The sequence below is a fragment of the Sphingobium sp. TomMM35A genome (assembly GCF_054771735.1).
The window spans coordinates 121354-143964 of sequence record NZ_BSRC01000002.1 but is presented as its reverse complement, the minus strand read 5'-3'; the positions used below and the strand labels follow the sequence as shown (position 1 = coordinate 143964).

At 61.3% G+C, this 22611-nt stretch carries 16 protein-coding genes; 4 read left to right on the top strand and 12 right to left on the bottom strand.

Annotated elements, in window-relative coordinates:
• Window positions 1-134: 134 nt before the first annotated feature.
• A complete protein-coding gene (locus ACYU8T_RS13805; protein ID WP_461159925.1) occupies window positions 135-1421 on the bottom strand; it encodes a cation:proton antiporter in 1287 nt (428 codons plus the stop codon).
• Window positions 1422-1789: 368 nt separating this feature from the next.
• Window positions 1790-4231, bottom strand: coding sequence for a TonB-dependent receptor (locus tag ACYU8T_RS13800; protein WP_461159924.1), 2442 nt, complete (start codon window positions 4229-4231; stop codon window positions 1790-1792).
• A 179-nt stretch (window positions 4232-4410) separates the two neighbouring features.
• Here ACYU8T_RS13800 and ACYU8T_RS13795 point away from each other — a divergent pair, with 179 nt between their 5' ends.
• Entirely contained in the window at window positions 4411-5595 is a 1185-nt protein-coding gene (locus ACYU8T_RS13795) for a helix-turn-helix domain-containing protein (RefSeq protein WP_461159923.1), read from the top strand.
• A gap of 27 nt (window positions 5596-5622) precedes the next feature.
• Here ACYU8T_RS13795 and ACYU8T_RS13790 read toward each other — a convergent pair whose 3' ends face one another.
• The 5 genes from ACYU8T_RS13790 to ACYU8T_RS13770 form a co-directional block, all read right to left on the bottom strand.
• Window positions 5623-6099: a VOC family protein gene (locus tag ACYU8T_RS13790; protein WP_461159922.1), complete on the bottom strand. Its 477-nt coding sequence runs from the start codon at window positions 6097-6099 to the stop codon at window positions 5623-5625.
• Window positions 6096-7442: a DUF1552 domain-containing protein gene (locus ACYU8T_RS13785; protein ID WP_461159921.1), complete on the bottom strand. Its 1347-nt coding sequence runs from the start codon at window positions 7440-7442 to the stop codon at window positions 6096-6098. The genes ACYU8T_RS13790 and ACYU8T_RS13785 overlap by 4 nt, the downstream gene beginning before the upstream one ends.
• On the bottom strand, window positions 7442-9142 hold the full coding sequence (locus ACYU8T_RS13780) for a DUF1592 domain-containing protein (RefSeq protein WP_461159920.1): 1701 nt from the start codon (window positions 9140-9142) through the stop codon (window positions 7442-7444). Before ACYU8T_RS13780 ends, ACYU8T_RS13785 begins: the two co-directional genes overlap by 1 nt.
• Complete coding sequence (locus ACYU8T_RS13775) at window positions 9139-10359, bottom strand: hypothetical protein (RefSeq protein ID WP_461159919.1); 1221 nt, start codon at window positions 10357-10359, stop codon at window positions 9139-9141. Before ACYU8T_RS13775 ends, ACYU8T_RS13780 begins: the two co-directional genes overlap by 4 nt.
• 156 nt (window positions 10360-10515) lie before the next feature.
• On the bottom strand, window positions 10516-11310 hold the full coding sequence (locus ACYU8T_RS13770; RefSeq protein ID WP_461159918.1) for an IclR family transcriptional regulator: 795 nt from the start codon (window positions 11308-11310) through the stop codon (window positions 10516-10518).
• Window positions 11311-11507: 197 nt separating this feature from the next.
• Between ACYU8T_RS13770 and ACYU8T_RS13765 the strand changes: the two genes are divergently transcribed.
• Window positions 11508-13712 carry a ThuA domain-containing protein gene (locus ACYU8T_RS13765; protein ID WP_461159917.1) on the top strand — a complete coding sequence of 735 codons (2205 nt, stop codon included), beginning with the start codon at window positions 11508-11510 and terminating at the stop codon, window positions 13710-13712.
• A 27-nt stretch (window positions 13713-13739) separates the two neighbouring features.
• Window positions 13740-14585 carry a cyclase family protein gene (locus ACYU8T_RS13760; protein WP_461159916.1) on the top strand — a complete coding sequence of 282 codons (846 nt, stop codon included), beginning with the start codon at window positions 13740-13742 and terminating at the stop codon, window positions 14583-14585.
• Between the two features lie 52 nt (window positions 14586-14637).
• On the opposite strand, the gene ACYU8T_RS13755 is transcribed toward ACYU8T_RS13760, so the two are convergent.
• From ACYU8T_RS13755 to ACYU8T_RS13735, 5 genes are read right to left on the bottom strand one after another with little or no spacing between them, the layout of a single operon-like run.
• On the bottom strand, window positions 14638-15417 hold the full coding sequence (locus tag ACYU8T_RS13755; RefSeq protein WP_097093657.1) for an SDR family NAD(P)-dependent oxidoreductase: 780 nt from the start codon (window positions 15415-15417) through the stop codon (window positions 14638-14640).
• A complete protein-coding gene (locus ACYU8T_RS13750; protein WP_461159915.1) occupies window positions 15414-16349 on the bottom strand; it encodes a 2-hydroxy-3-oxopropionate reductase in 936 nt (311 codons plus the stop codon). The genes ACYU8T_RS13755 and ACYU8T_RS13750 overlap by 4 nt, the downstream gene beginning before the upstream one ends.
• Before the next feature lies 1 nt (window position 16350).
• A complete protein-coding gene (gene otnI / locus ACYU8T_RS13745; protein WP_461159914.1) occupies window positions 16351-17136 on the bottom strand; it encodes a 2-oxo-tetronate isomerase in 786 nt (261 codons plus the stop codon).
• 26 nt (window positions 17137-17162) lie between these two features.
• Window positions 17163-18479, bottom strand: coding sequence for a glycerate kinase type-2 family protein (locus tag ACYU8T_RS13740; protein WP_461159913.1), 1317 nt, complete (start codon window positions 18477-18479; stop codon window positions 17163-17165).
• A 4-nt stretch (window positions 18480-18483) separates the two neighbouring features.
• Complete coding sequence (locus ACYU8T_RS13735) at window positions 18484-20196, bottom strand: L-lactate permease (RefSeq protein ID WP_461159912.1); 1713 nt, start codon at window positions 20194-20196, stop codon at window positions 18484-18486.
• Window positions 20197-20414: 218 nt separating this feature from the next.
• Between ACYU8T_RS13735 and ACYU8T_RS13730 the strand changes: the two genes are divergently transcribed.
• Window positions 20415-22571, top strand: coding sequence for a hypothetical protein (locus ACYU8T_RS13730; RefSeq protein WP_461159911.1), 2157 nt, complete (start codon window positions 20415-20417; stop codon window positions 22569-22571).
• The last annotated feature ends 40 nt before the right edge of the window (window positions 22572-22611 follow it).

Genomic DNA, 22611 nt, shown 5'->3' with positions numbered 1-22611 from the left:
GGCTGAGAGCCAATTGGAGTTTCGCTATAAGGGAGAGATAATTAAACCAATGATCTACGAAATGCCAAGTTGCACATGTATCTTCACCACACGATCGCCGGTGAAGGTAACGGGACGTGAAGCAATTTGAATGTCTAGGCGGCATCGCGCATCTTGTCGCCCGTGTCAGGATTGCGTCCATGCTGACGATCAAGAGCCCGCATGATCGGCGTTACCGTGAGCCCATGCAACAGGATCGATCCAAGTACGACAAGACCGACGATCGCCCAAAGCCGCTCCCCTACAGCGATGTCGGAATGGTTCAATCCATAGGCCAGATAGTAGAATGACCCCACGCCCCGTATTCCGAAGAAAGCGAGGGTGAGCTTCTCTGCCCGAGCAGCCGCAAATCCGGCAAGACCTATGAGGCCCGCTATTGGCCTGATGACAAGGAGGATGACAGCAGCTGCCAAATAGTCGATCCACTGTAGCGGCGCCAGCAATCCGTTAACCAACGCACCGCCGAACAGTAGAAGCAGGACCATCATCGCAATACGCTCAATCTGCTCAGTGATATCGTGCATGTCGTGATGGAAGTCATGGTCACGATGGGCATGCCGGAAGGTAAGCGCCGTGACGAACACCGCGAGAAAGCCGTAGCTATGGATCAACTCGGTCAAACCGTATGACAGGAACGTGGCGGAAATGGCTATGAGGCCATCCCCTGTTTTGGCTAGCTTCGTTTCTGCAGGCACGCGGAAGGTGAGCCAACCGAACAAGCGGCCAATCAGCCAGCCCCCGCCAACGCCCGCTGCGACTTCCCAGATCACGTTATAGGTGAGCCATCTGGCAGCCCAGGGTTCACCCGTTGCCGCAGCGGCCGTCAGGGCGATCGCCAGATGGACGAAGGGAAAGGCCAGCCCATCGTTCAGGCCGGCTTCGGACGTGAGGCCGAACCTGACCTCATCCTCCTCACCACTTTTCGGAGGTCCGACCTGGACATCCGACGCCAGGACCGGATCGGTGGGAGCAAGCGCTGCAGCCAGGAGCAAGGCCACTGCCCAAGGCAACCCGAGCACCCACCCGGCCACCAAGGTTATTGCCAGGATGCTGAGTGGCATGGTGATCGCCAGCAGACGCCAGGTTACCTTCCATCGCCGAAAGTCAAAGAGCCGATCAAGTTTCAGCCCCGCGCCCATCAGTGCGATGATCACCACGAACTCGGTAAACCGCTCCGTGACCTCCGGATATGCGAGTGGCGATGGCCGAAATCCCACCTTTGGCAGCGAGAAGATAACTATGCCGATGCCTATGCAAACGATCGGCAGTGACAGCGGCAGACGCTTGAGTGCGAGCGGGAGCCAGGCAACTAGGGCGATCAGAAAACCTGATAACGTCAGCGCCACAATATAAGGGTCAGGAGCCCATACGTCCTCGGTCATCGCCTATGAACGGGGAACGGCGCTATTCGTTCACCGGAACTCTCTGTCAGATGATAGATGCCATACTCCGACAATCGCATCAACGCGCAGACATGTGTCAGCACCGACCGACCTTGGTCGCTCACCGCTGAATCTGCTGTTTCCAAGGCACACCTGCAGCTTCCGGGTGTAGGTTCTCCTAAAGGCAGCTACATGACCAGCACGTGCCCGGCAGCAGCGATCGCCTTGTATCACTGATGGCCGCAATGGACAGGCTGCCCAATCTCAACGAAGTTGTAGTCAGGGCGGCAAAACCGCCAGCCAGCCGCGACTATCCAAGAAGTCATGTTGATGGCCGGGGATCAGTTCGCAGATCCCCGGCCGATCAATTACCAGTTGAAGCGCAGTGTGGCGCCGAATTCGCGTGGCGCCGTTATGTTCGCCAAACGATAGCCGGAATCGAATGGGATCGGATCAAGGGCTTCAAACACGGGCAGCGAGCGCGTTCCGACTTGGAAGTTACCTTGGGACACGCGCTGGGCACGGGTTTGGTCGAGGAGGTTCTTCACAAACAGGTTGAACTCCCAACGATCTTCACCACGCAGGCCGACAAAAAGATCGATCTTAGTGAAGTCCCGATATGTATAGTCGCTATTCTGCGACCTGAAACCAGGCCGATACGAGAGCAGCCCCCGAACAAATGGGGTCAGAGAACCCATGGCGAAGCGAACTTCACCATTGCTGGTCAGGCTGAATTTTGGAACATCCGCGATACGATCGTTGCGGGTGCAAACAGCTACCTGCTCAGTTCCAGGAACGCTGGGCGTACCAATGGAGTCCGGCACGCCGTCACCATTATAATCGTTACAATATAGTTTGGCGTTATCGTAGTGAGCGTCCGCGTAAGTAGCGTTTACGTTAAAATCCACCCATTCAGAAGGTTGGAAGCCTAGCTGAACTTCAACGCCCTTGCTGATCGCATCACCAAATGTCGGCAGCGGTGCAGTCGCTGTATCGGTGCGACCGGGAACGCGTGAAGAGTTGGTCCTCAGATCCGGCGCGAAATCAACATAGTTTTTAAACGTCTGATAGAAGGCTGCGATATTCAGTGTTACTTTCCGGTTGAACAAGCTTGATTTTAAGCCGATTTCAAAGCCGTCCGAAGTCTCGTCAGGGGTTTGAAGATATTTCTGGTCTAGATCGGTAGTAACGCCGGTCGCTGCCACGCCGGGACGGAAAGACCGGCCGTAGTTAGCATAGAGGTTAAGATCGGGATTGACGGCCCAACTGATCGCCGCGCCACCGGTGAGAGCACTCGGCTTTACCACGCTGGGCTTTACCGAAGATGTAGGTGCGCCCCCATCAATTACGAGGGTAGTCGTCTGCGTCCGAGTTGTCGTGCCCCACGTCTGGCGCAAGCCGCCAGTGATCGTCAGGCCGTCAACCACCTCATAACCGAGCAATGCCGACACTGCATAGGACTTACTTAGGATAGGAAGGGTGACTGCAACATCCACAGGGACCGTGAAAATCTGCGGTGGAACAGGACCGGGCCCAGTCATGCCAGGAAAGATGCCCCCGAATGGATCGGTGAAAAAGACGTCGTTACTCTGGTTTACGCGGACGTCATTGAACTTTGAATAATCATAGTTGGCCGCAATCGCCCAATTCAGGCGCGAATCGCTCGGCGACTGAAGACGGACTTCCGCGGTCCAGAGATCATAGGGGGTGTGAACATGCTGGTTCAGCTGATAGCCGGGGACCGCATTGCCCTCGTCCTGATCTCGCTGCTGTTCCAGACGGGTCTTTTGATAGCCCCCGTTGAAAACCAGTTCGCCCCAACCAAAGTCATAGTTGGTATTGAGAGTGACGAGATGCGTTTCATTGGTAAACCGCAACGCGCCTTCGCTCACTGCCAAGCGATCGTTCAGGCTGATTGCGGGACCGCTCCGCAGGGGGAAGAAGCTGTTCGGGCTCGGCTGGTTGCCGGGGCCGAACACGGCACGGAACGGACGCGTGTCTGTCCAGAGATATTGGTAGACCAGGTCGGCACGGAATTCTGACGACGGTTGCCACGCAAGCGAAATACGTCCGCTCATCGTTTCGTTGTAGGATTTACGTCCGTCGACATTCTTCACCTGACCGGCACGGTTGCGGTCATATAGAAGCGCGCCGCGCACAGCGAGGCTGTCCTGGATGATCGGCACAGACGCCGCTCCCTGGAAATTGTATGCATGCAGGTCGCTGGCTGCCGCCTGTGCATAGCCGGTCGGCTTGACCAGGTCCGGGCGAGCGGAGCCGATGACGATCGAGCCTGCAGGCGACACCTTGCCACGGAACAGGCCCTGCGGTCCGCGCAGAACCTGGATCTGGCCGATGTCGTAAATGGCGCTGAAGAAGGTGTTGGGATCTACGTCGATTTCGTTGAAATAGACCTGAACTGCGTCACTCGATCCGCTATCCGGATTGAACGAGATGCCGCGCAAAGTGGCGATATTGCTTCGGCCGTCGCCATTCTCGAGGGTTAGGCCCGGAACGACGTTCTGGATTTCCTTAACATCGAACAGGTTAAGCTTGGCGACTTCCTGTCCTGATACGACATCGACTGCGACTGGCGTTTCCTGCAGCGTTTCCGCGCGGCGTGTGGCAGTTACGATGATTTCCGCAGCGTTCGGTTCTTCCGCGCCCTGCTCCACTTGTTGCGCCGCTGCGCCGCTGGCGATGGCCAGCCCGCAGGCACAGCTCAACAAGCTGATGAGATGATGACCCCTTCGACCTTTCATAGTCCCCTCCATTTTGATGACGATTATTCGTTGCTGGGCAGCGAACATCTTAGAGGAAGGGTTTGCGCGCCATAAGCATGCATCCCACCATGTGGAACAATGCTGATAGCTGGCGCAGTAGCGCCTGGAACTATCCAGGCGCTACGCCCCCTTTAAGATGCGCACCATCCTCACACCAGGAGCGTGGGCGAGATCAAATGCATCCTTCACTTATCCCATGATGTGGGATGACGGGGATCGTCGATGCCATTGACTTAGTGTCACCAACTCGTTGTCTTAAACCGCGACATAGGATGATGGATGGTAATGGGGTGCACGAGTTTCCGTCCCAAACTGCAATAAGTGCCGCTGAAGGTGGTAGCCTGCTGTCCACGAACATGGGACAACCGGGGCGTCATATTGTGGCGCGGCTGTTAAAATTGATTGCCGGGCGTAGGGGCAACGCTGCCGGTGTGTTGCGGACCAATGGTTTTTACGAACCGCTGGAGCGATTTCTCGTCAGCACGCTCCCCGAACTGGATATCGCGGATCTGCAAAAACTATCGTCGCGCGCCAGCGTGGAACTGTCGGACATGCAGGCCGCAGCCGCTGGACGACCGCCTTTCCGGGGCGGCGATTGGCGACTGCTTTTCTACTGCCTCGTTGGCAGCCGCACCTTGCGTGAGGCGATCATGCGCACCGAGGAATTGCTGCTGGCGATTGACGGGCGGATGGGCAGCATGACGTTGAAGCGTAGCGGCGGAAAAGCTGTACTGTCCTACACCGGCGCGCGCAGCGGCGATGAAGAGATGGATTTCATCGTGACGCTGCATGGCCAGTTGATGTTCCATTCAATCTTCAGCTGGCTCATCGGTAAGCCTCTGGAGGGCATAGTTGCGCTCGACTTTCCCGAGTCTGCCGTGCGATACCTGGACGTCGAACTGCTCCCATTCAACTTGCTACTGGGCGCGGATCAGCTGGAAATGCGTTTTGCCGCGTCCATGCTTGACCAGCCGGTCATTCGCACCATGTCGGATTGCGAAGCGTTGCCGACGCTTAACTTTCTGTTCGGGTTGAGGGTCGGCGAAGATCCGTTGGAGATCGTGCGCCGGTCGCGCCACGTCATGGCGCTGGCTCTGCGCGATCGGCGCAAGCTGCCCTCGCTTGAAGAATTGGCGCGGCACCTTGCCATGGCACCGATGACGTTGCGGCGCAGGTTGCACAGCGCAGGAACATCATTCCGGGCAATCCGGGATGAACTGCGCCATGAAATGGCCATCGACATGCTCACCAACAGCCGCATGTCGATCGAAGACATCGCAGAGCGGCTGGATCTATGTGATTCCGATGCGTTGCGCCGGGCATTTCGTGGCTGGACCGGGATGGCACCAACCGAATTTCGCCGCAGGCTAGCGCAAGCCAAAACTGGATAGGTCAGACGCTGGCAGGCCAAAGCGGTCCTACCTGGTCCGCAACTCCACCAATTCCACAATCACTCCATCGGGGTCCCGCACCACACTGTTGATCACCGGTCCCTTTTCATCCGCGGCAGCGATCCTGATCACGGGAAATCCTGCCTTTTGCAGCCGTAGGGCCACCGCGCGGCTGTCACTGACCCGAATACCGACTTTCGCGCCGGTCGAACGGTTCTGCGTCGCATCCGGCTTTTCATGATGGATCAGGATCAACAGCGGTTCGCTGGACCTGGGATCACCTGAAAAGTTGAAGGCGATCTTTTCCGCGGGGTCACCCGGTTTGCTGACGGTGAAAACCGATTTCATGCCCAATCCATTGACATAGAAGGACTTTGCACGCGCCATGTCCGCCACTTCCAGCGAAAGGAAGCTGAAACCTGATGCCGTCGCTGGATTTGCCTGTTGCGCCAGGCCGGGGGATGCCAACAGCAGGGACAGGAGGATCAGGGCAACCCTTTTCACGCCATGATCTCCGACAAAGTGCGCGAGGTTCGCATCGCTTCTGTGCCCCATGCATCGACGGGAACGCCCATCACCTGCTGCATGGTCAGCCCGATGCGGGAAATGGGATCGCCCTGGCTGGCGACATGAATGCCGCTCTTCACCTTGCCCCCTGCCCGGCCGGCAAGCATCACGGGAATGCCGTTCACATCATGATTCTTGGCATAGCTGACCTCGGAATGGGCGACCACCAGCATATTGTCGAGCAAGGTGCCGTCGCCCTCCTTGATTGCTGCCATGGCCGCAACAAAATCCGCCCATGCCTGCATGCTTTGCGTCGAAAATTCATCGACTGTGGGCTGATAGCCTTTGGCGCGATCCACCTGCTCCTCATGCGTCGCCTGATGATAGGCGGTTGGCGATCCAGCCTGCCGCAGATCGGCGGTGGCGGTCGAAAACACCATGTTGAACACTTTGGTCTGGTTGCATGCCATCGCCATCGCCAGCATTTCCGCCATCAGCTTGTGGGATTTCTGGCGGGCCGGAACATCGGTGCTGGCGGCAATGTCCTCGGGCTGCGCCGGAACGACGCAGGCCTCTGCGCGGGGCGGTTTTTCCAATTGCAGCGCCAGCTTGTTCTCGACCTCACGAATGGAAGTAAAGTAGCTGTCGACGCGGGCCTTGTCCTCAGCACCCAGCTTGCCCAGCATGCGGCGGCGCTCCTCAGTGACGGCGGAAAGGACGCTGCGCCGGGCCATGACCTTGGGATCGGGCGTGAACTCCGCCGCGTTGGGGTCACGGAAATCAGCGCCGAAGATCCGGCGGTAGAGTTCCATCGGCGACGCGACGCTGGGGTTCATCTCCGTCCCGCTGCGATAGGAAAAGCTGGTGCGCGGGTTGCCGTCCGCGCTCAGTTCCAGGCTGCGGAACAGCGTGCCTGCGCCAATGGCGTCGGCAATACTGACGTCGAAGGTCGGACCCGCGATCTGCTGCCAGGTATCGCTGGGCGTACCGGTGCGCAGCCCAACGTTGCCGGAGATGTGAGGCTGGTTGCTCTTGCCGCCCAGCGTGACGCTGAAGCCGGAGAGTACCGACACCTTGTCCTGCACCGGCTTGATCGGTGCGAGTTCGGGCGGCAGGTCGTAATTGGCTCCCCCCATCTTGGGATTCCAGCGATCCGGGATCATCCCGCATCCCCAAAACCAAGTGCCGAAACGCACCGGCAGGCGGCCGCCGCCATAGGTTGCGGCAAAAGCCGCGCCGTTATTGTCGAGGAAATAGTCGAGGAATGGCAGCCCCACGGCAACCGCTCCCCCGCCCAACATGCCGCGCAGCAGAAATCCGCGCCTGTTCAAAGACGTCATCAGCCTTTCCTTCCTGACGATGGCTTGCTCGCGACACGGGGCGCCGCAGGCGACCGGACGGCGAAGAATTGGGGATCTATGGCGATCCGCCGGAATAGCGAGCGGATGCGATATCCGGTCCGGGCGAAATCCTCATGCAGCCGGTTTGTGACTGTTTCCTCGAACGGCAACAAGGCTCGGCCAGCGGCATAGCGCCATGCCGATTGTGTGAGGCACTGCGTCACCTTTGGGTTGTCGTGCAATGCCTTGCCGAGCCCCGCGCTGTCATTGAACGCGATCTTGTCCAGCATGCCGGTGGTGTCGATCGGCACGCCATTTTCTGTCGCCCGGAACTGCCCAGCGCCATCGAAGCTATCGAGCGTCAGTCCCATGGGATCGGTCAGCTTGTGGCAGCTGGCGCATTCCTCATCATCCAGATGCGCCTTCAGCCGCTCGCGCGTGGTGCGGAAGGCGGGATTGCTTGTGTCCTGAACGATGGTGAAGTTCACATTGGCGGGCGGGGCCGGAACATGCTCGCACATCAGTACCTCCCGCACCGCCTTGCCGCGCAACGTGGGCGAAGATCGGCCCTCGTGCGAATGGAGCGCCAGGAAGCTGATCTGTGTCAGCACGCCCACGCGCGGATCATCATCCGGCAGCGTGACCATCGACCAATCGCGTGGTCCATGAGGCATGCGGTAGAGAGGACTCAGCTGCCGGTTCATCGCCACACGCCGCGTGGTGAACAGGTCACGATAATCGCCATTTTCCGCCACCAGCAGCGTTGTGATGGTGCGCAACGTTTGTTCGCGGGCAGCAGGCGCGGCGGAGGAGCGGAAAGCCGGATAGATGATGCCGTCCTTTGACAGCGACATCATGCCTTCCAGTTGCAGAAAATCGTCGAAGAAGGACCGCACGCCCGTTTCGAACCGGGGCGAAGCCATAAGCCGGTCGACCTGGGCCGAGAGACCCGCCTGCGTCATCAGGCTACCGTCGGCTGCAGCTTGCAGAAGTTGCTCGTCCGGCGTGCTGTTCCACAGGAAATAGCTGAGCTTGCTGGCCCGCGACCAGGCGTCGATCGTGCGGCCTCCCGGGGCGCGAGGGTCCGCAACCTCCCGGTCCGTCTGGAACAGGAAAGGCAAATCCGACAGCATTGCCGTGAGCATGATCGCAAGGCCGCCGTGGAAGTCCTTGAGGGTCGCTGACGCCGCCACGGTCTGGGCAATGGCAAGCTTCACCTCACCTTCCGTCAGCGGCCTCCTGTATATCCGCAGACCTACCCGCTTGAAAAAGCCCTCTGCACAAGCCGCGCCTTGGGGATCGGACGGCTGGGGCGCGCATCCGACCAGCTTGTCGCGATGCTTCGCGTCGACCACCTGTTCAGCGATGCCCCGTGCGATCTGCTCATATTGCTCGGCCCCCGCGGGCGTCAACGACACCGCACTTGTACCCGCCGCCAGCAGGCCTCCGACCCGCATGTCAGGCTCGAACCGGCCGCTGACCTTGATATCGGGTCCGAATATGTCGGCGATGGTGGCGCGATATTGCGCTTCAGTCAGCCGCCGGAATTTGGGCGCCTGCTGTTGCTGCTGAACTGCGTGTTCCAATGGCGCATCGGCATGTCCGGCACTTGCCGCCAACAATATGGCGCCTATCGATCCGAGCGCGGTGACAGCGGACAAAGCGCGAAGAACACGTGAAGAATTTAGCGGACAAATCATGGTTGCCTCCCTGACGCCACCTGCTGCGGCTTGATCAGAAAGACGGGCACGCCTTTGAAACGCAGCGCGGACGAGATGGCGCTGTTGCGTCTGGTCTTGGGGTCGGGATAGGCATCGGCATAGCGGCGCACCGCCTTGATCAACGCCGGGCAGGACATGCGTGTCAGATTGGCGCCGACCTGGGTCGATTGATGATAGTTATCCTCAATGCTGGCCAGCGTGTGATAGCCGTAAATGCCACCTTCGATCGCTTCGCCGGGCTTGATCTTCGCCTGGATGCGCGCCTGGCGCAGTTCGCGATAGCTGTCGATGATCTGTTCGCGCAGCCGCACCTGCAGGTCAAACGGTTCGGTGATCAACTCGCCGTCGCGAATCTTTCCCTTGGCTTGCGCCATGAAGCGGCGATCCTGATCGACGTCCAGGCTGGCCCAAGCCAACGGCTTGCCCGCACCTGACAACTCCAGCGGACTGGCGCTGGCGTAAAGGCGAACCGTCACATCATCGTCATTCGCTGGATGGTCGATGCCGCTCACTTCCACGAGCGTGGGCGAAGACATGGACGTGATCACATTATCCGCCACCTTCGGCGTACCGAAGTCGCGCGTCGAAAAGGTGCATCCAACCGCCCGGATCAGCTGGTTGTCGACCCCGGGCTGCTGGTCCGGGCCGACATAATCCTCCTTGCCATTGCGGCCATCGAGATCAATGCCATAGGCGACAGGCCCGCGATAATCCTCATTCCCCTTTTCCATGAACGGGAAATCTTCCGGATTGGTGCAACTGTCATAGGCGAACCGCGTACCTAGAAAGGCAGGAATTCCCTTGCCTTTCGGGATGTTATATTTCTGCCGCAATGCCTGCTGCTCGGCCTCGGTCAGGCGCGCCATGCTGCCGTTAGAACCGGAATCCTTGCCTGTCGGCACCATCTTGAAGCCGAGCCGCTCGCCCATCAGCTTGTGCAGCTCCTGTACCTTTTCAGGCGCTTCGTATTTCGCCCGTTCAGCGGGAGGCAGGCTTTTCAGGAATAGGTCGGCTGAGCTTAGCGACAAGCCCCGGCACGCCTTTTCATCCTCATAGGCCGCCACATAGATGTTGGTCAGCGCGAAGGAGAAACTCTGCGGTTGCGGCGTGGACGCGCCCAACATCAGCAGGCTGGCCGCCGCCAGCGATCCCGTCGCGGCGCACCTCTTTAGGCCATGAGCCCTCATATCTTTCATCATCCTCTATCCTGCCGCCTCGCGCTGTTACGCTGGCGTCTGCGCTTCTTATTCCGCAGTGGATCGAGGGCACGCCACGGCGTTTCTGTTCATCAACCCGGCAGAAATGATCTCAAATGACGGAAGGCACCCTAAACGGCAGCTTCAGACCGCTGGTCAGAAGCTCTGCGCCGCGATTTCCATGCTCATCCGCTGTGCCGCGCTGATCAGCGCCGGGCCTAACTCATCCAGCCGTGCGCGGGCCAGATGGGATGATCGATCCGAAATCGACAGCGACCCCTTCGGGAGGCCATAGCGATCGTTCACGACCGCCGCGACGCAGCGCAATCCGTCGCTATGCTCTTCATCATCGAGCGCATAGCCGCGGATATGAATGTCCGCCATCTCGCGACGGAGCCGATCGCCATCGATGATGCTGCGCGCGGTGCGGGCCTTAAGCGGCGCGCTGTTCAGATAGCGGTCGAACTCGGCCCTGGACCACTGCGCCATCAGCACCTTACCGGACGCCGTCGTGTGCAGCGGTAGGACGGCGCCTGGCCGGGCCGCCGTCTGGCGGAACCCGTTCGCCGCAGCCTGACCGACATAGCAGATGCCAGCGCCTTCCGGCACGGCGATGTTCACGCAATGCTGCACTTCGGACATCAGTGATCGCATGATCGTACGGCCCAGTTGCCCAAGGTCCCGCGTTTGCGCGAACACGGCCCCGACCGTGAAAGCCTGCACCCCGATGGACCAGCCGTTCCTGCGTCGGTCAAACGCCACATAACGTAGCGCTTCCATGGTCGTCAGCAGGCGATGGGTGGTGGATCTTGGCAGGCCGACAGCGCGGGACAGGTCGCTGAGCGTCATATTGTCGCTCTTTGCCAGTTCATCGAGAATGCCAAATGCCCGCACCAGCGACTGAACTCGCCCTAGCAGGCCGTCTTCCGGCTCTTGCTGACTATCGGCCACGCTTGTTCCTCACCTTGCCTGATTACCACCGCACGAGCGACAACCTTTCAAACTGGTATGACCTGTTTGCTCATGCTTGTCGATATATTTTCTGCGTAGTGGACAAGGACCACGCTCGATCGGGATGTTCCGTATGATGGGATGATGAATTGTAGATGGCGCTGCTTGAGTTAACTTCATCGCCGCAAGGAGAGATGATGCCCGACATATTGCCACTCGATCGCCGCGCAGCGCTCGCATTGGGTGCTGGCGTCCTGCTGTCCGGAATCGAGCCTGCCTTCGCGCGCCGGTTAGGCAACGCTACACCCCCTGATTGGGCGAGCGGGCCGATGCGCTGGTTCCAGCTCGCCTTCACAGAAGATGATCCGGGACGCTACGATCCCACATTCTGGACCGACTATTTCCGGCAGATTCACGCTGATGGCGTGTGCCTTAGCGCCGGGGGCGGCATCGCTTTCTATCCGACTGCCATCCCCTATCATGGCATGGCACAAGGGGTCGGCAAGGGCGTCGATCCGTTTGGCGACATGGTTACGGCATGCAAGACACTCGGGCTCCGCGTGCTCGCCCGCATTGATCCGCACGCGATGAACGCGGCTGCAGCCGCTGCCCATCCCGAATGGGCGCTGACCGGCCCCGACGGGAAGATCAAGCGGCATGGTAGTGCGCCGGACCTCACCCTGACTTGCGCCTACGGACCCTATAATTTCGATCTGATGCCCAAGGTGATCGAGGAGATCGCCAGGCGCTATCCAGTGGACGGCTTCTTCGGCAATCGCTGGAACGGCAGCGGCACCTGTTATTGCCAAAGCTGCCGGACGCTCTACCGCGCGGCATCTGGGCAGGACATCCCGCTCGATCCGGACCCGTCCAAACCGGAGGGGCGACGCTATGCCGCATGGGTCGAAGATCGGCTCTTCTCCCTCATCGACCTGTGGAATGCGGCAGCGCGCAAGCACCGGCGAGAAGCCTTCTTCATTCCAGGCGGTGATCGCCGGGGTCTGGTCGATCTCAATGGTCCAGCCCTGTCGAAACGTCTGCCGCTTGCTTTCTGCGACCGTCAGGCGCGGTCATCGGATGGCTCTCCCTGGGGGACGGGACCGGAGGTCTGGGGCGCGGGCCGCTACACGCGCGAACTGCGCGCTTTCATGAAGGACAAGCCCGTCGGTCACATCATTTCGGTGGGGGTGGAGGAGGCCTATCGCTGGAAGGACTCAGTGCAGAGCCCGGCGGAAATCCGCATCTGGGCCGCTGGCGCGATCGCCCAGGGTGCGCGCCCTTGGATCACCAAGTTCAACGCCAAACCCCTGGATCGCCGCTGGATGGATGTCGTCCGGCAAATCTACGGCTGGCACCATGCCAATGAAGCCTATCTGCGGAACACCCGCAATCTGGCGCGGGTCGGGTTGGTTCATACGCCTAGGACCACCGCCTATCTTGGCGGTTGGACCGGGCGCGGAAAGTTGGAGGAGCATGGCGACGGCTTTTACCAAGCCGCGCTGGAAAGCCGCGTGCCATTCGACCTTATCGACGAGGATTTCCTGGATGCCGACAGCCTGTCGCGCTTTCGCACCATCATCCTCGCCAACGCAACGGTGCTGTCGGACAAGCAATGCGATCAGATCCGTGCCTTCGTAGCGCGCGGCGGCAGCGTCGTCGCAACCTATCAGACCTCGCTTTATGACGGTGAAGGACGGCAGCGGGCTGATTTCGGCCTCGCCGACCTGTTCGGCTGCTCCATCGCAGGCAAGGCGGAAGGTCCGCTGAGAAACGCTTACCTCACCTTGCGCCACGCGCATCCGGCCATGGCTGGACTGAGCGACATCAGCCGGACCATCGGCCCGCTGTTCCGCTTGCCCGTCACAGCGCGCGATCAACGCGACGTCGCCTTGACGCTGGTGCCCAGCTATCCGGACCTGCCGATGGAGCGGGTCTTCACCGACCGGACAGAGACCGACATACCCATGGCGATTTGCCGTCAGGTCGGGCGCGGGCGCGTCGTCTATTTGCCGATGGACCTCGATCGCAGCTTTGCGGAGCTTGGCCATGGCGATCATCTGACACTGCTGCGCACCATGCTCAACTGGGCGCATGACGAAGCGCATCCCTTGCAGATCGATGGGCCCGGCCTCCTCGACATCGCCTGCTGGCGGCAGGAACGGTCGATCACCGCGCATCTGGTCAACCTCAACAATCCCATGGCGATGCGCGGCAGCTATCGCGAGGCGATCCGCACCGGCCCCTATCGCATCCGTTTGCAACTGCCTGAGGGTAGGCGTGCGGCGCAGGCGCGATTGTTGACGGCCGGGGCCGACGTTACGCACAGCGCGGCGAATGGCTGGGTCGAGGTGGAGGTGCCGCACGTCGACTTCCATGAAGTGGTTGCGATCGATTTGACTTAGCTTTGCAGCTTTTCCCAATCCGCCGCCGTGAAATTGACCAACGCTTTCCTCAAGAAAGAACCAGCCGCCGTGATCGACCGCCGCGACATGCTAGCTTTAAGCGCGCTGGGTGCGCTCACCCTCGGCACATCATCGCCTGCCGACGCCGCCGCAGTGATGCCGGACCAGACGAGCTTACCGCTTCATGGACGGCAATTGCATATCCTCGACCTCACGCACCGGCTGACGCGCGCTTTCGCCTTCACGCCGGGCCGCCTCTCCCTGGAGGCCATCGAGGGATCAGGCACGAAAGCAGGTATGGCGCTCAACCGCATATCCATCGTCGAACATACCGGCACCCATCTCGACGCGCCGCGCCACTTCGCGCCGGACGGAGCATCGGTCGGAGACATGGGGATCAGCCAGTTGATCGTCCCGCTGGTGGTCATCGACATCAGGAAAAAGGCGAAGGCAGACCGGGACGCACGGGTCGAACCGCAGGACATCGCAGCTTGGGAACGTCGCCATGGCCGCATCCCGGAAGGTTCCTGCGTCGCCATGCTGTCGGGCTGGAACCCGCTGGGCGCTTTCACCAATTACGGCAGCCTGCCTGCGCCCGAGCGGCGCAAGAGCCCCGGCTTCGACGCTGCAGTGATGGACATTCTGATGAAGCGCGACGTGCGGGGGATTGGCGTTGACGCCATGTCGATCGACGCGGGCGAGGCTATGCCCGCCTTCCCGGTGCATCAGGCATGGCTGCGGAGCGGGCGATGGGCGCTGGAGGGGTTGGCCAATCTCGACCGCGCGCCTGCTGCAGGCGGTCTGTTGTTCGCGGGAGTGGCGCCGCTGGAAAACGCCACTGGCATGCCCGCGCGCGTGATCGCGCTTTATTGAACAAGCGCTGCGGCGCCCGCCCGTGCAGGAGCGAGCGCCGCAGCCAGTGTCGTCAAGCGCGCATCAGCGATCCGCCATTGACGTCATAGATCGCGCCGTTGATCCAGCGGCCATCCTCAGAAAGCAACATGGCGACGACGCCCGCATGGTCTTCGGATTCGCCCAGACGCGTGTGCGGGGTGCGCGCCATGAAATAGTCGGCCCATTTGGTCGCTTCTTCGGCATTCGCTTCCATCGCCTTCTTCATTTCGCCAGTGACGGTGAAGCCGGGTGCGAGCACATTGGCGGTGATGCCTTCCTTGCCCCAGCGCGCACCGACATGGCGTGCAAGCGCGTTCACGCCCGCCTTGGCCATGGCGTAGCAGGGCCGCGTCGGCTCGCCGCCATGCGCTGAGCCGGAGCTCGTGTAGACGATCGCCCCCTTACCGCTCTTGACGAGGTGCGGAACGACGGCGCGCGTGCACAGCAGATGTCCGCGCAAATTGACCGCGATCGTGCGATCGAAGGTGGAGAGATCGATGGCAAGCGCATCGCTATCCTCCATGATGACACGCAGATCCGCCGCGTTGATGTGCGCGCCATCCAGGCCACCGAAACGGCTCACCGCTTCCTCGGTTGCCTTCTGCACCGATGCCTCATCGGAGATGTCGACATGAACGGCGAAAGTCTCGCCGCCTGCTTCCTGCGCCACCTGCGTCGCGCCTTCGACGTTGATGTCGGCGGCGCAAACCCGCGCGCCTTCCTGCGCCAGCCGCTTGACCGTAGCAGCGCCGATCCCGGTCGCGCTGCCGAACACGATGATACGGCGGTCTTTAAGACGATTGTTGGTCATGAGCATCCTCCGGAGAAGCTATGGGTGTGAGAAATGTCTGCGGTTGAGTAACCACTCACCAAGTGGTTAGCAGCCCGTTCGAGCGCCGTCACCATCGCGCTGTGATCATTTTCCGCATCGCCGTGCGCAACGCAACTGCTGAAAAGTTGCTGCGCATTCGCCGTGGCGGGTAGCGATATGCTCAGCGAGCGTGCACCCGCCAGCGCCAGATTGAGATCCTTCTGGTGCAGCCGAATGCGGAAGCCGGGATCGAACGTGCGGTTGATCATGCGCTGGCCATGCACCTCCAGCACGCGTGATGCCGCAAAGCCGCCCATCAGCGCTTCGCGCACCCGTGCGGGATCCGCTCCCGCCTTCGATGCAAAGACCAGCGCCTCCGACACTGCTTCGATGTTCAGCGCGACGATGATCTGATTGGCGACCTTGGTGACCTGTCCCGCGCCTACATCACCGACCAGCGTGATGTTCTTGCCCATCAGTTCCAGCAGAGGCCGGACCTTGTCGAACACATGCTGCTTCGCTCCGCACATGATCGTCAGGGCGGCATTTTTCGCGCCCACTTCGCCGCCGGATACCGGCGCGTCGACATAGTTGCATTCCAATGCTTCAAGCCTCGCCGCAAAATCGCGCGTGGCGATCGGGTCGATGGAGCTCATGTCGATAATGGTCGTGCCGGGCTTCACACCCTGCACCACGCCGCCCGCGCCGAAGAGTACGTGTTCGACGTCCGGGGTGTCGGGCAGCATCAGGATCAGGCAGTCCACCTCTGCCGCCACCGCCGCGGGTGTGGCGCATGCGATCGCGCCGCCTTCACGCAACTCTTCGGGCATCGGCGTGCGATTGGCGCAGCTGTAGATCGCGTGCCCTGCCGCTTGCAGATGCCCAGCCATGGGACGGCCCATGATGCCAAGGCCGATGAACCCGATCTTCATGTCATGGTCTCCTGGACTTGAGATAATCGCGTGCCCAGCCTAGGCCCGCCTTCGTGTCGCCCGCAGGCCGGTACTCGCACCCGATCCATCCATCATAGCCCAGCGCATCGATATGGCTGAGCAGCCAGGGATAGTTGATCTCCCCGCTGCCCGGTTCGGCGCGGCCCGGATTGTCGGCCAACTGCATGTGGCCGATCCGGGGCAGCAGCCGCTCGATCGTGCGGGCAAGATCTCCTTCCATGATCTGCATGTGATAGATGTCATATTGCAGGCGGACATTGCTACGAGCCGCCTCATCCATGACAGACATCGCTTCCTCAGTGGTGCTGTAAAAATAGCCGGGAATATCGACACGCGTGTTGATAGGCTCGATCAGTATCTCGATACCGTCCGCTGCGGCCAGATCGGCGGCATACCCGATATTCGAGAGCAGCGCGGCGCGGCATTCGGCACTGGCAGACGCCTTTCCGGCCATCAGATGCAGGCGCGGGCAGCCTAGCGTCCGGGCATAATCCAGCCCCTCAGCCACGCCCGCGCGGAATTCCTCGACCCGGTCAGGAAGTGCCGCAATGCCGCGCTCTCCCCCTGCCCAATCACCTGCGGGCAGGTTGAACAGAACGACCTCAAGCCCGCACTTCTGCGCGCGCGCCGCCACGTCGGCTGGGTTATGGTCATAAGGAAACATGAACTCGACGCCGGAAAAGCCGGTCGCCTCTGCCGCATCGAAGCGGTCGAGGAACGGCAGGTCCTGAAACATCATCGACAGATTAGCCGCCAGCTTCACCATATCTCTTCTCTCTCAATTCGTTCCGGTCAGAAGGCGATGCCCAGAACGAGGTCCATGACATTGGTTCCCGTTGGCCCCGTATGGACCAAGTCGCCGGTCGCTTTGAACAAGCGGTAGCTGTCGTTGCGCGCCAGCATCTCTGCCGGGTCGAGCCCAGCTGCCCGCGCTCGTTCATGCAGGGTGCCATCGGCAAACGCCCCCGCCGCATCGGTCGGCCCATCGGTGCCATCGGTGCCAGCGGCGAGCAGCGCGGCATTTCCCTCCCCGGCCAGCGCCAAGGCTGCGACCAGCGCGAACTCCTGATTGCGCCCACCCAGCCCGTTGCCTTTCACCTGCAAGGTGGTTTCACCGGCCGACACAAGCAGCGCAGGGCGATCCTGCGGCGGCACGGTCCGCAAAGCGTCCGCCATCCTCAGCGCTGCGTCATGCGTGTTGCCCGCCATTCCCGCGTCCACATCGTAAGCGCTCAGCCCCTCCCGCGCCGCGATGCCGTGGACCGCCTCGACAAGCATGGCGCTGTCCGCCAGCATCAGCGCCTCGTGGCGCCCTCCGGCTTCAGGAGGAGCCTGCATCTCTTTCGCGAGCGCATCGCGGATGGATGCGGGCACCGCTTGCTCCAGCCCATAGCGCGCCAGGATCGCCATCGGATCCGTAAAATCCGCGCTGCACGGGAAGGTCGGCCCTGATCCGATCATGTCTAGATTGCCGCTCGGCACATCGGATATCAGCAGGGTCAGCACAGATGCAGGTTGGAGATGGCGCAGCAGCCCACCGCCCTTCACCCGCGACAGTCGCTTGCGGACGGCGTTGATCTCCTCGATCGACGCGCCGGATCGCAGCAGCATGTCCGTCACCGCCGCCTTTTCCTGCAACGTGACGCCTTCGATGGGCGCGACCATCAGGGCGGACGCACCGCCGGTCAGCAGAACGATCACGCTGTCGCGCTCTGTCAGCCCTTCGACCGTGCGCAGCATCTCGGCAGTCGCGTCGACTCCTTGCGCATCAGGGATGGGATGTCCCGCCTGTAGCTGCCGGATGCGCGTCAGTGGTTCGGCATGGCCATGCTTCACGATGACGCAGCCGTCCGAAAGGCGAGCCCCGAGCAGTGTTTCAAGACCCTTCGCCAAGGAGCCAGCCGCTTTACCCGCACCGATTACAAAGATGCGGCCTTCCGGGTGCAAGGGCCAGTTGATGGCCTTGCCCCGGTGGCGGATGCGCCAGTGGTCGCCTTGCGGGATGCCCAGCCCTTCGACCAGCCTTTCCCCGCGCACGGCGTCCAGCGCCTCCACGTAAATATTTTTCAGCAGCGCGCGGGTAGCTGCCGCTTGTGGAAGGTCGCCCATGCCGTCAGGGCACCAGCAGCGTGAAGGGATAGACATAGGCCTGCAGCATCACGAACAAACCGATGAGCGCCCCCAGCACCAGGCTGTGAAGGAAGACATGGCGCAGGATGCGGCCTTCCTGCCCGAACCATTGGGTAGCGGTAGAGGCGACGACGATGCTCTGCGCGTCGATCATCTTGCCCATGACCCCGCCCGCGCTGTTCGCGCCCGCCATCAGCACGGGCGGCAGGTTCAGCTGTTCGGCGGTGATCTTCTGCAATCCGCCGAACAGCACGTTCGACGCCGTATCCGATCCGGTCACGGCAACGCCCAGCCATCCGAGCATCGTGCCGAAGAAGGGATAGAGCACGCCCGTCGCCGCAAAGGCCAGCCCCATGGAAGCGTCGATGCCGCCATATCGGGTGAGATAGCCCAGCGCCAGCATCGCCGCGATGGTGAGCAGCGAGGGCAGCACCAGCTTCCATGTTCGCAGATAGACAAGGCCGATCGTCCGCGCAGGCACACGCAGAAGCACTGCAGAGGCAAGCGCGGCCACCAGTATCGCTGTGCCCGTCGCTGAAAGCAGGTTGAGATTATAAACCGCCTTTTCATATTCCGGCGCGGTCACGACAGGGGGCAGTCGCTGGATCACGCCATCGAGCCCGGCGAAGGGCAGGCGCAGCGCGAAGATCGCGTCCAAGCCCTGCTTCATGAAGGGCAGACCCCACAGGAAGACGCAGGCGGTCAGGATGATCCACGGCATCCACGCACGGCGGACTGCGGCAGGATCATGCAGCGGCTGGGCATGGGCCGCATCTACCGTCGCGGCCACGTCCCGCTCGTCTCCCGCAGCGAGCTTTGCCTCATTGACATGCATGATGCGCGCGGGCTGCCATATCCGCAGGAAGCCGATCAGCGTAGCGATCGAGGCAAGCGCCGCGCCGATGGAGGTCAGCCAGGGACCGTGAAGATTGGAAATGAGCAGTTGCACGACCGCAAAGCTGACGCCTGCGACCAGCACGGCGGGCAACACTTCCATCGTTCGCCGCCACCCGCAATATGCCACCATCAGCCAAAAGGGCACGATGATAGCGAAGGGCGTCATCTGCCGCCCGACCATCGCCGACAGTTCAAGCAAGGGGAGACCCGTCACGCCGGATAGCGTGACCAGCGGCGTCCCAAGCGCGCCGAACGCCACAGGCGCGGTATTGGCGATCAGCGATAGCCCGGACGCCTGCAAGCGCGTGAAGCCAAGCCCGATCAGCATCGCGCCCGTCACCGCGACCGGAGTGCCGAAGCCTGCCGCGCCCTCGAAAAAGGCGCCAAAGCAGAAAGCGATCAGCAACAGTTGTAGCCGACTGTCCGCCGTGATCGACGTGATCGCCCCGCGCAGGACATGGAACTGCCCGGTCGTCTCCGTCAGTTGATACAGAAAGATGATATTGAGCACGATCCAGCCGATCGGCAGCAGTCCATAAGCCGCGCCAAACCCAGCAGCGCGAAGGGCCAGCCCCGCAGGCATGCCGAATGCGAGCACTGCGACCGCCAGACCTGCACCCAGGCCCATAAGCGCTGCGATATGCGCGCGCACATGGAACAGGCCGATAGCGCCAAGCAGCACGACGACAGGAATGGCGGCGACAAGTGCGGACAACAGGCCGTTGCCGAACGGATCGTAATTCTGCGCCCAGATCATTGCGCCACCGTTGCCCTTTTCCCGATCAACTTCCGCTCCCATCGCGCCGCAGCTTTTCGCGGGTTCAGCACCCTCGGTCAGCGGTCGCTAGGCTGGAGAGCATGCGAACGAAACTCGTCTTTCCGCGATGCGGAACATATTCGCCGTTGAACGGCATGCGTTCCACAGGACGGAATGCAGTTTGCCGGATGATTGTCCATCGCTCTTTGTCGGAGCAGAATGGGCATGGGGAGTTCGAAACAATCAGGAGCGTGACGAGCATGAAGTTGAGAGCGAACGGCGGGATTTCGCGCCGCGACCTTGTGCGCGCCCTGCCCGTAACGGCGATCGTGAGCACCCTTCCCATTCAGAGCTGGGCCGCCGCAGATGTTGGCAGCTTTGATCGGCGGCAATGGTGGAAGCATGAATATCGCATCCTCCAGACTAATCTGCGTGAGATTGATGCGCTGGAGGACCCCCGGACGATCGCCCGCGAAACGCGCGCTTTCGGTGCGAATGTCATCGTGTCGAACATCGGTGGGATCGTCGCATTTTATCCCACTCAGCTGCCGCTCCATTACCGCAACCCCTTCATGAAAAGCGATTTCGCGGGTGAAATGGTCGCCGCCGCACATGCGGAGGGTCTCGCCTATATCGGGCGCTTCGACCTCTCCAAGGCGACCAAGCCGGCTTTTGACGCGCATCCCGACTGGTTCATGCGCAACCGCGACGGCACTCCGCGCGAATATGCCGGCACTTACCAGGCATGCCCAAATGGCGGTTGGGCGCAGGATTACAGCCTGCAAATCTTGAAGGAAGGGGTCGAGCGGCACGATGTCGACGGCCTGTTCTTCAACATGACGGCTTTCGTCCGAACCGACTATTCTGACGTCGATCACGGCATTTGCGTGTGCGACAATTGCAAGCGGCGGTTCCGTGACTTGTACAAGCTGGAACTACCCCGGACCGAAGACGGCACTGATCCCAACTGGGGCGCCTATCAACAGTTCCAATCGCGCATCATGGCGGAACTTTCGGCCAAAGCGCGCGACATCATAAAGACAGCACGTCCAAACGTGCCTCTGATGGACTTTTTCGGCGGCGTCGTCGCGCGCGGAGAGGTGCAGCGGCGCGTTTCGCGCAAGGCGCCGGAATGGCCGCACGCCATGGGTGAACAGACGCGAGCCTTGATGGCGCTGGCGCCGGGCAAGGCTTTTTCCGCCACCTCGACCGCCCATATGGATTATCCATGGCGGCAGGTGACGGAAAGCACGCAAAACCACATGCTGCGCTTTGCCCAAGCACTTGGGACTGGAGCCAAGCTCGATCTTTATCTGATGGGGACGCTGGGCGATCAGGATGACCCGCGCTTCCTGCCGCCAATCTCGCGCCTCTATCATTGGCATGCCGCCAATGAGCAGCACTATGCAGGATTGGAGCCGGGCGCGCGCGTCGCACTCTACAATATGGGCTCGATCTTCCAGTCGGCTGGCACGGGACTGGCCCGCTATGGCGGCAATGCGCAGCGGGGCGCCTATCAGGCGCTAGTCGATGCGCGCCTGCCATTCTGGATGACCAATGGCATGCAAGTGGCCAAGGCCACCCGCGATCGGGCCTATGATGTCATCATCATGCCGCATATCATGACCCTTGATGAAGGTGACGCCGCCGCGCTCGATGCTTTCGTAGAAGCAGGGGGCTTGATCATTGCCACTGGCTATACCGGCGCGCTGGGCAAGGACGGCAAGCCGCGCTCCGCATCGCCGATGAAATCGAGCCCGGTAGGCAGCTTTGGCCAACCGCGCGACGGCCATGGCTGGTCGCTCGACATGAGCAAGGCGGCCATTCCCATGGGCCCTGGCCGGATACCAATCGACGAGACATTCTTCCCGGTGACGCCCCGCAGCGGCGCGACAAGCCTGATCCCGTTCGCGCCGGACCAGCGCTTCGGACCCCCCGAATTTTCCTACGCCCGGCCCGGTGACACGGCGCGCGCCGACGCGGGCGCGCTGGTCATGGCTTATGGCAAGGGGCATCATGTCCATATCCCTTGGCTGCCCGACTGGCTCTATTATCGTGACGGGATCGACGCGCATCGCGTGCTTTTCGAAAGCCTGATCGCTCGCTACGCCCCACCGCCGCCCCTTCTTCTGGAAGGCGCAGGCCCGATCGAGATGATGGCGATGCGGCAACCCGCTGCGGGCAAAATGCTGGTCCACGTCATAAACTATTCGGGCCAGCGCAACACCCATTATGGCGATCCGGTGATTGCCCAGGGGCTGAAGCTTGGCGTTCGTGGCCCTGTAGGCGGCACAGCCCGGATGCTGGTGGCCGGCAAGGCGGTCAAGGGCAAGCGGCGCGCTGGGGACCGCGATCATCTGTGGTTCGATCTGCCGCCGGTCGATACGTTCGAGGCGGTACAACTCACTATGATCTGAAAGGACGAGCGGGGGAGAGGCGGCTGACCGCCTCTCCCCC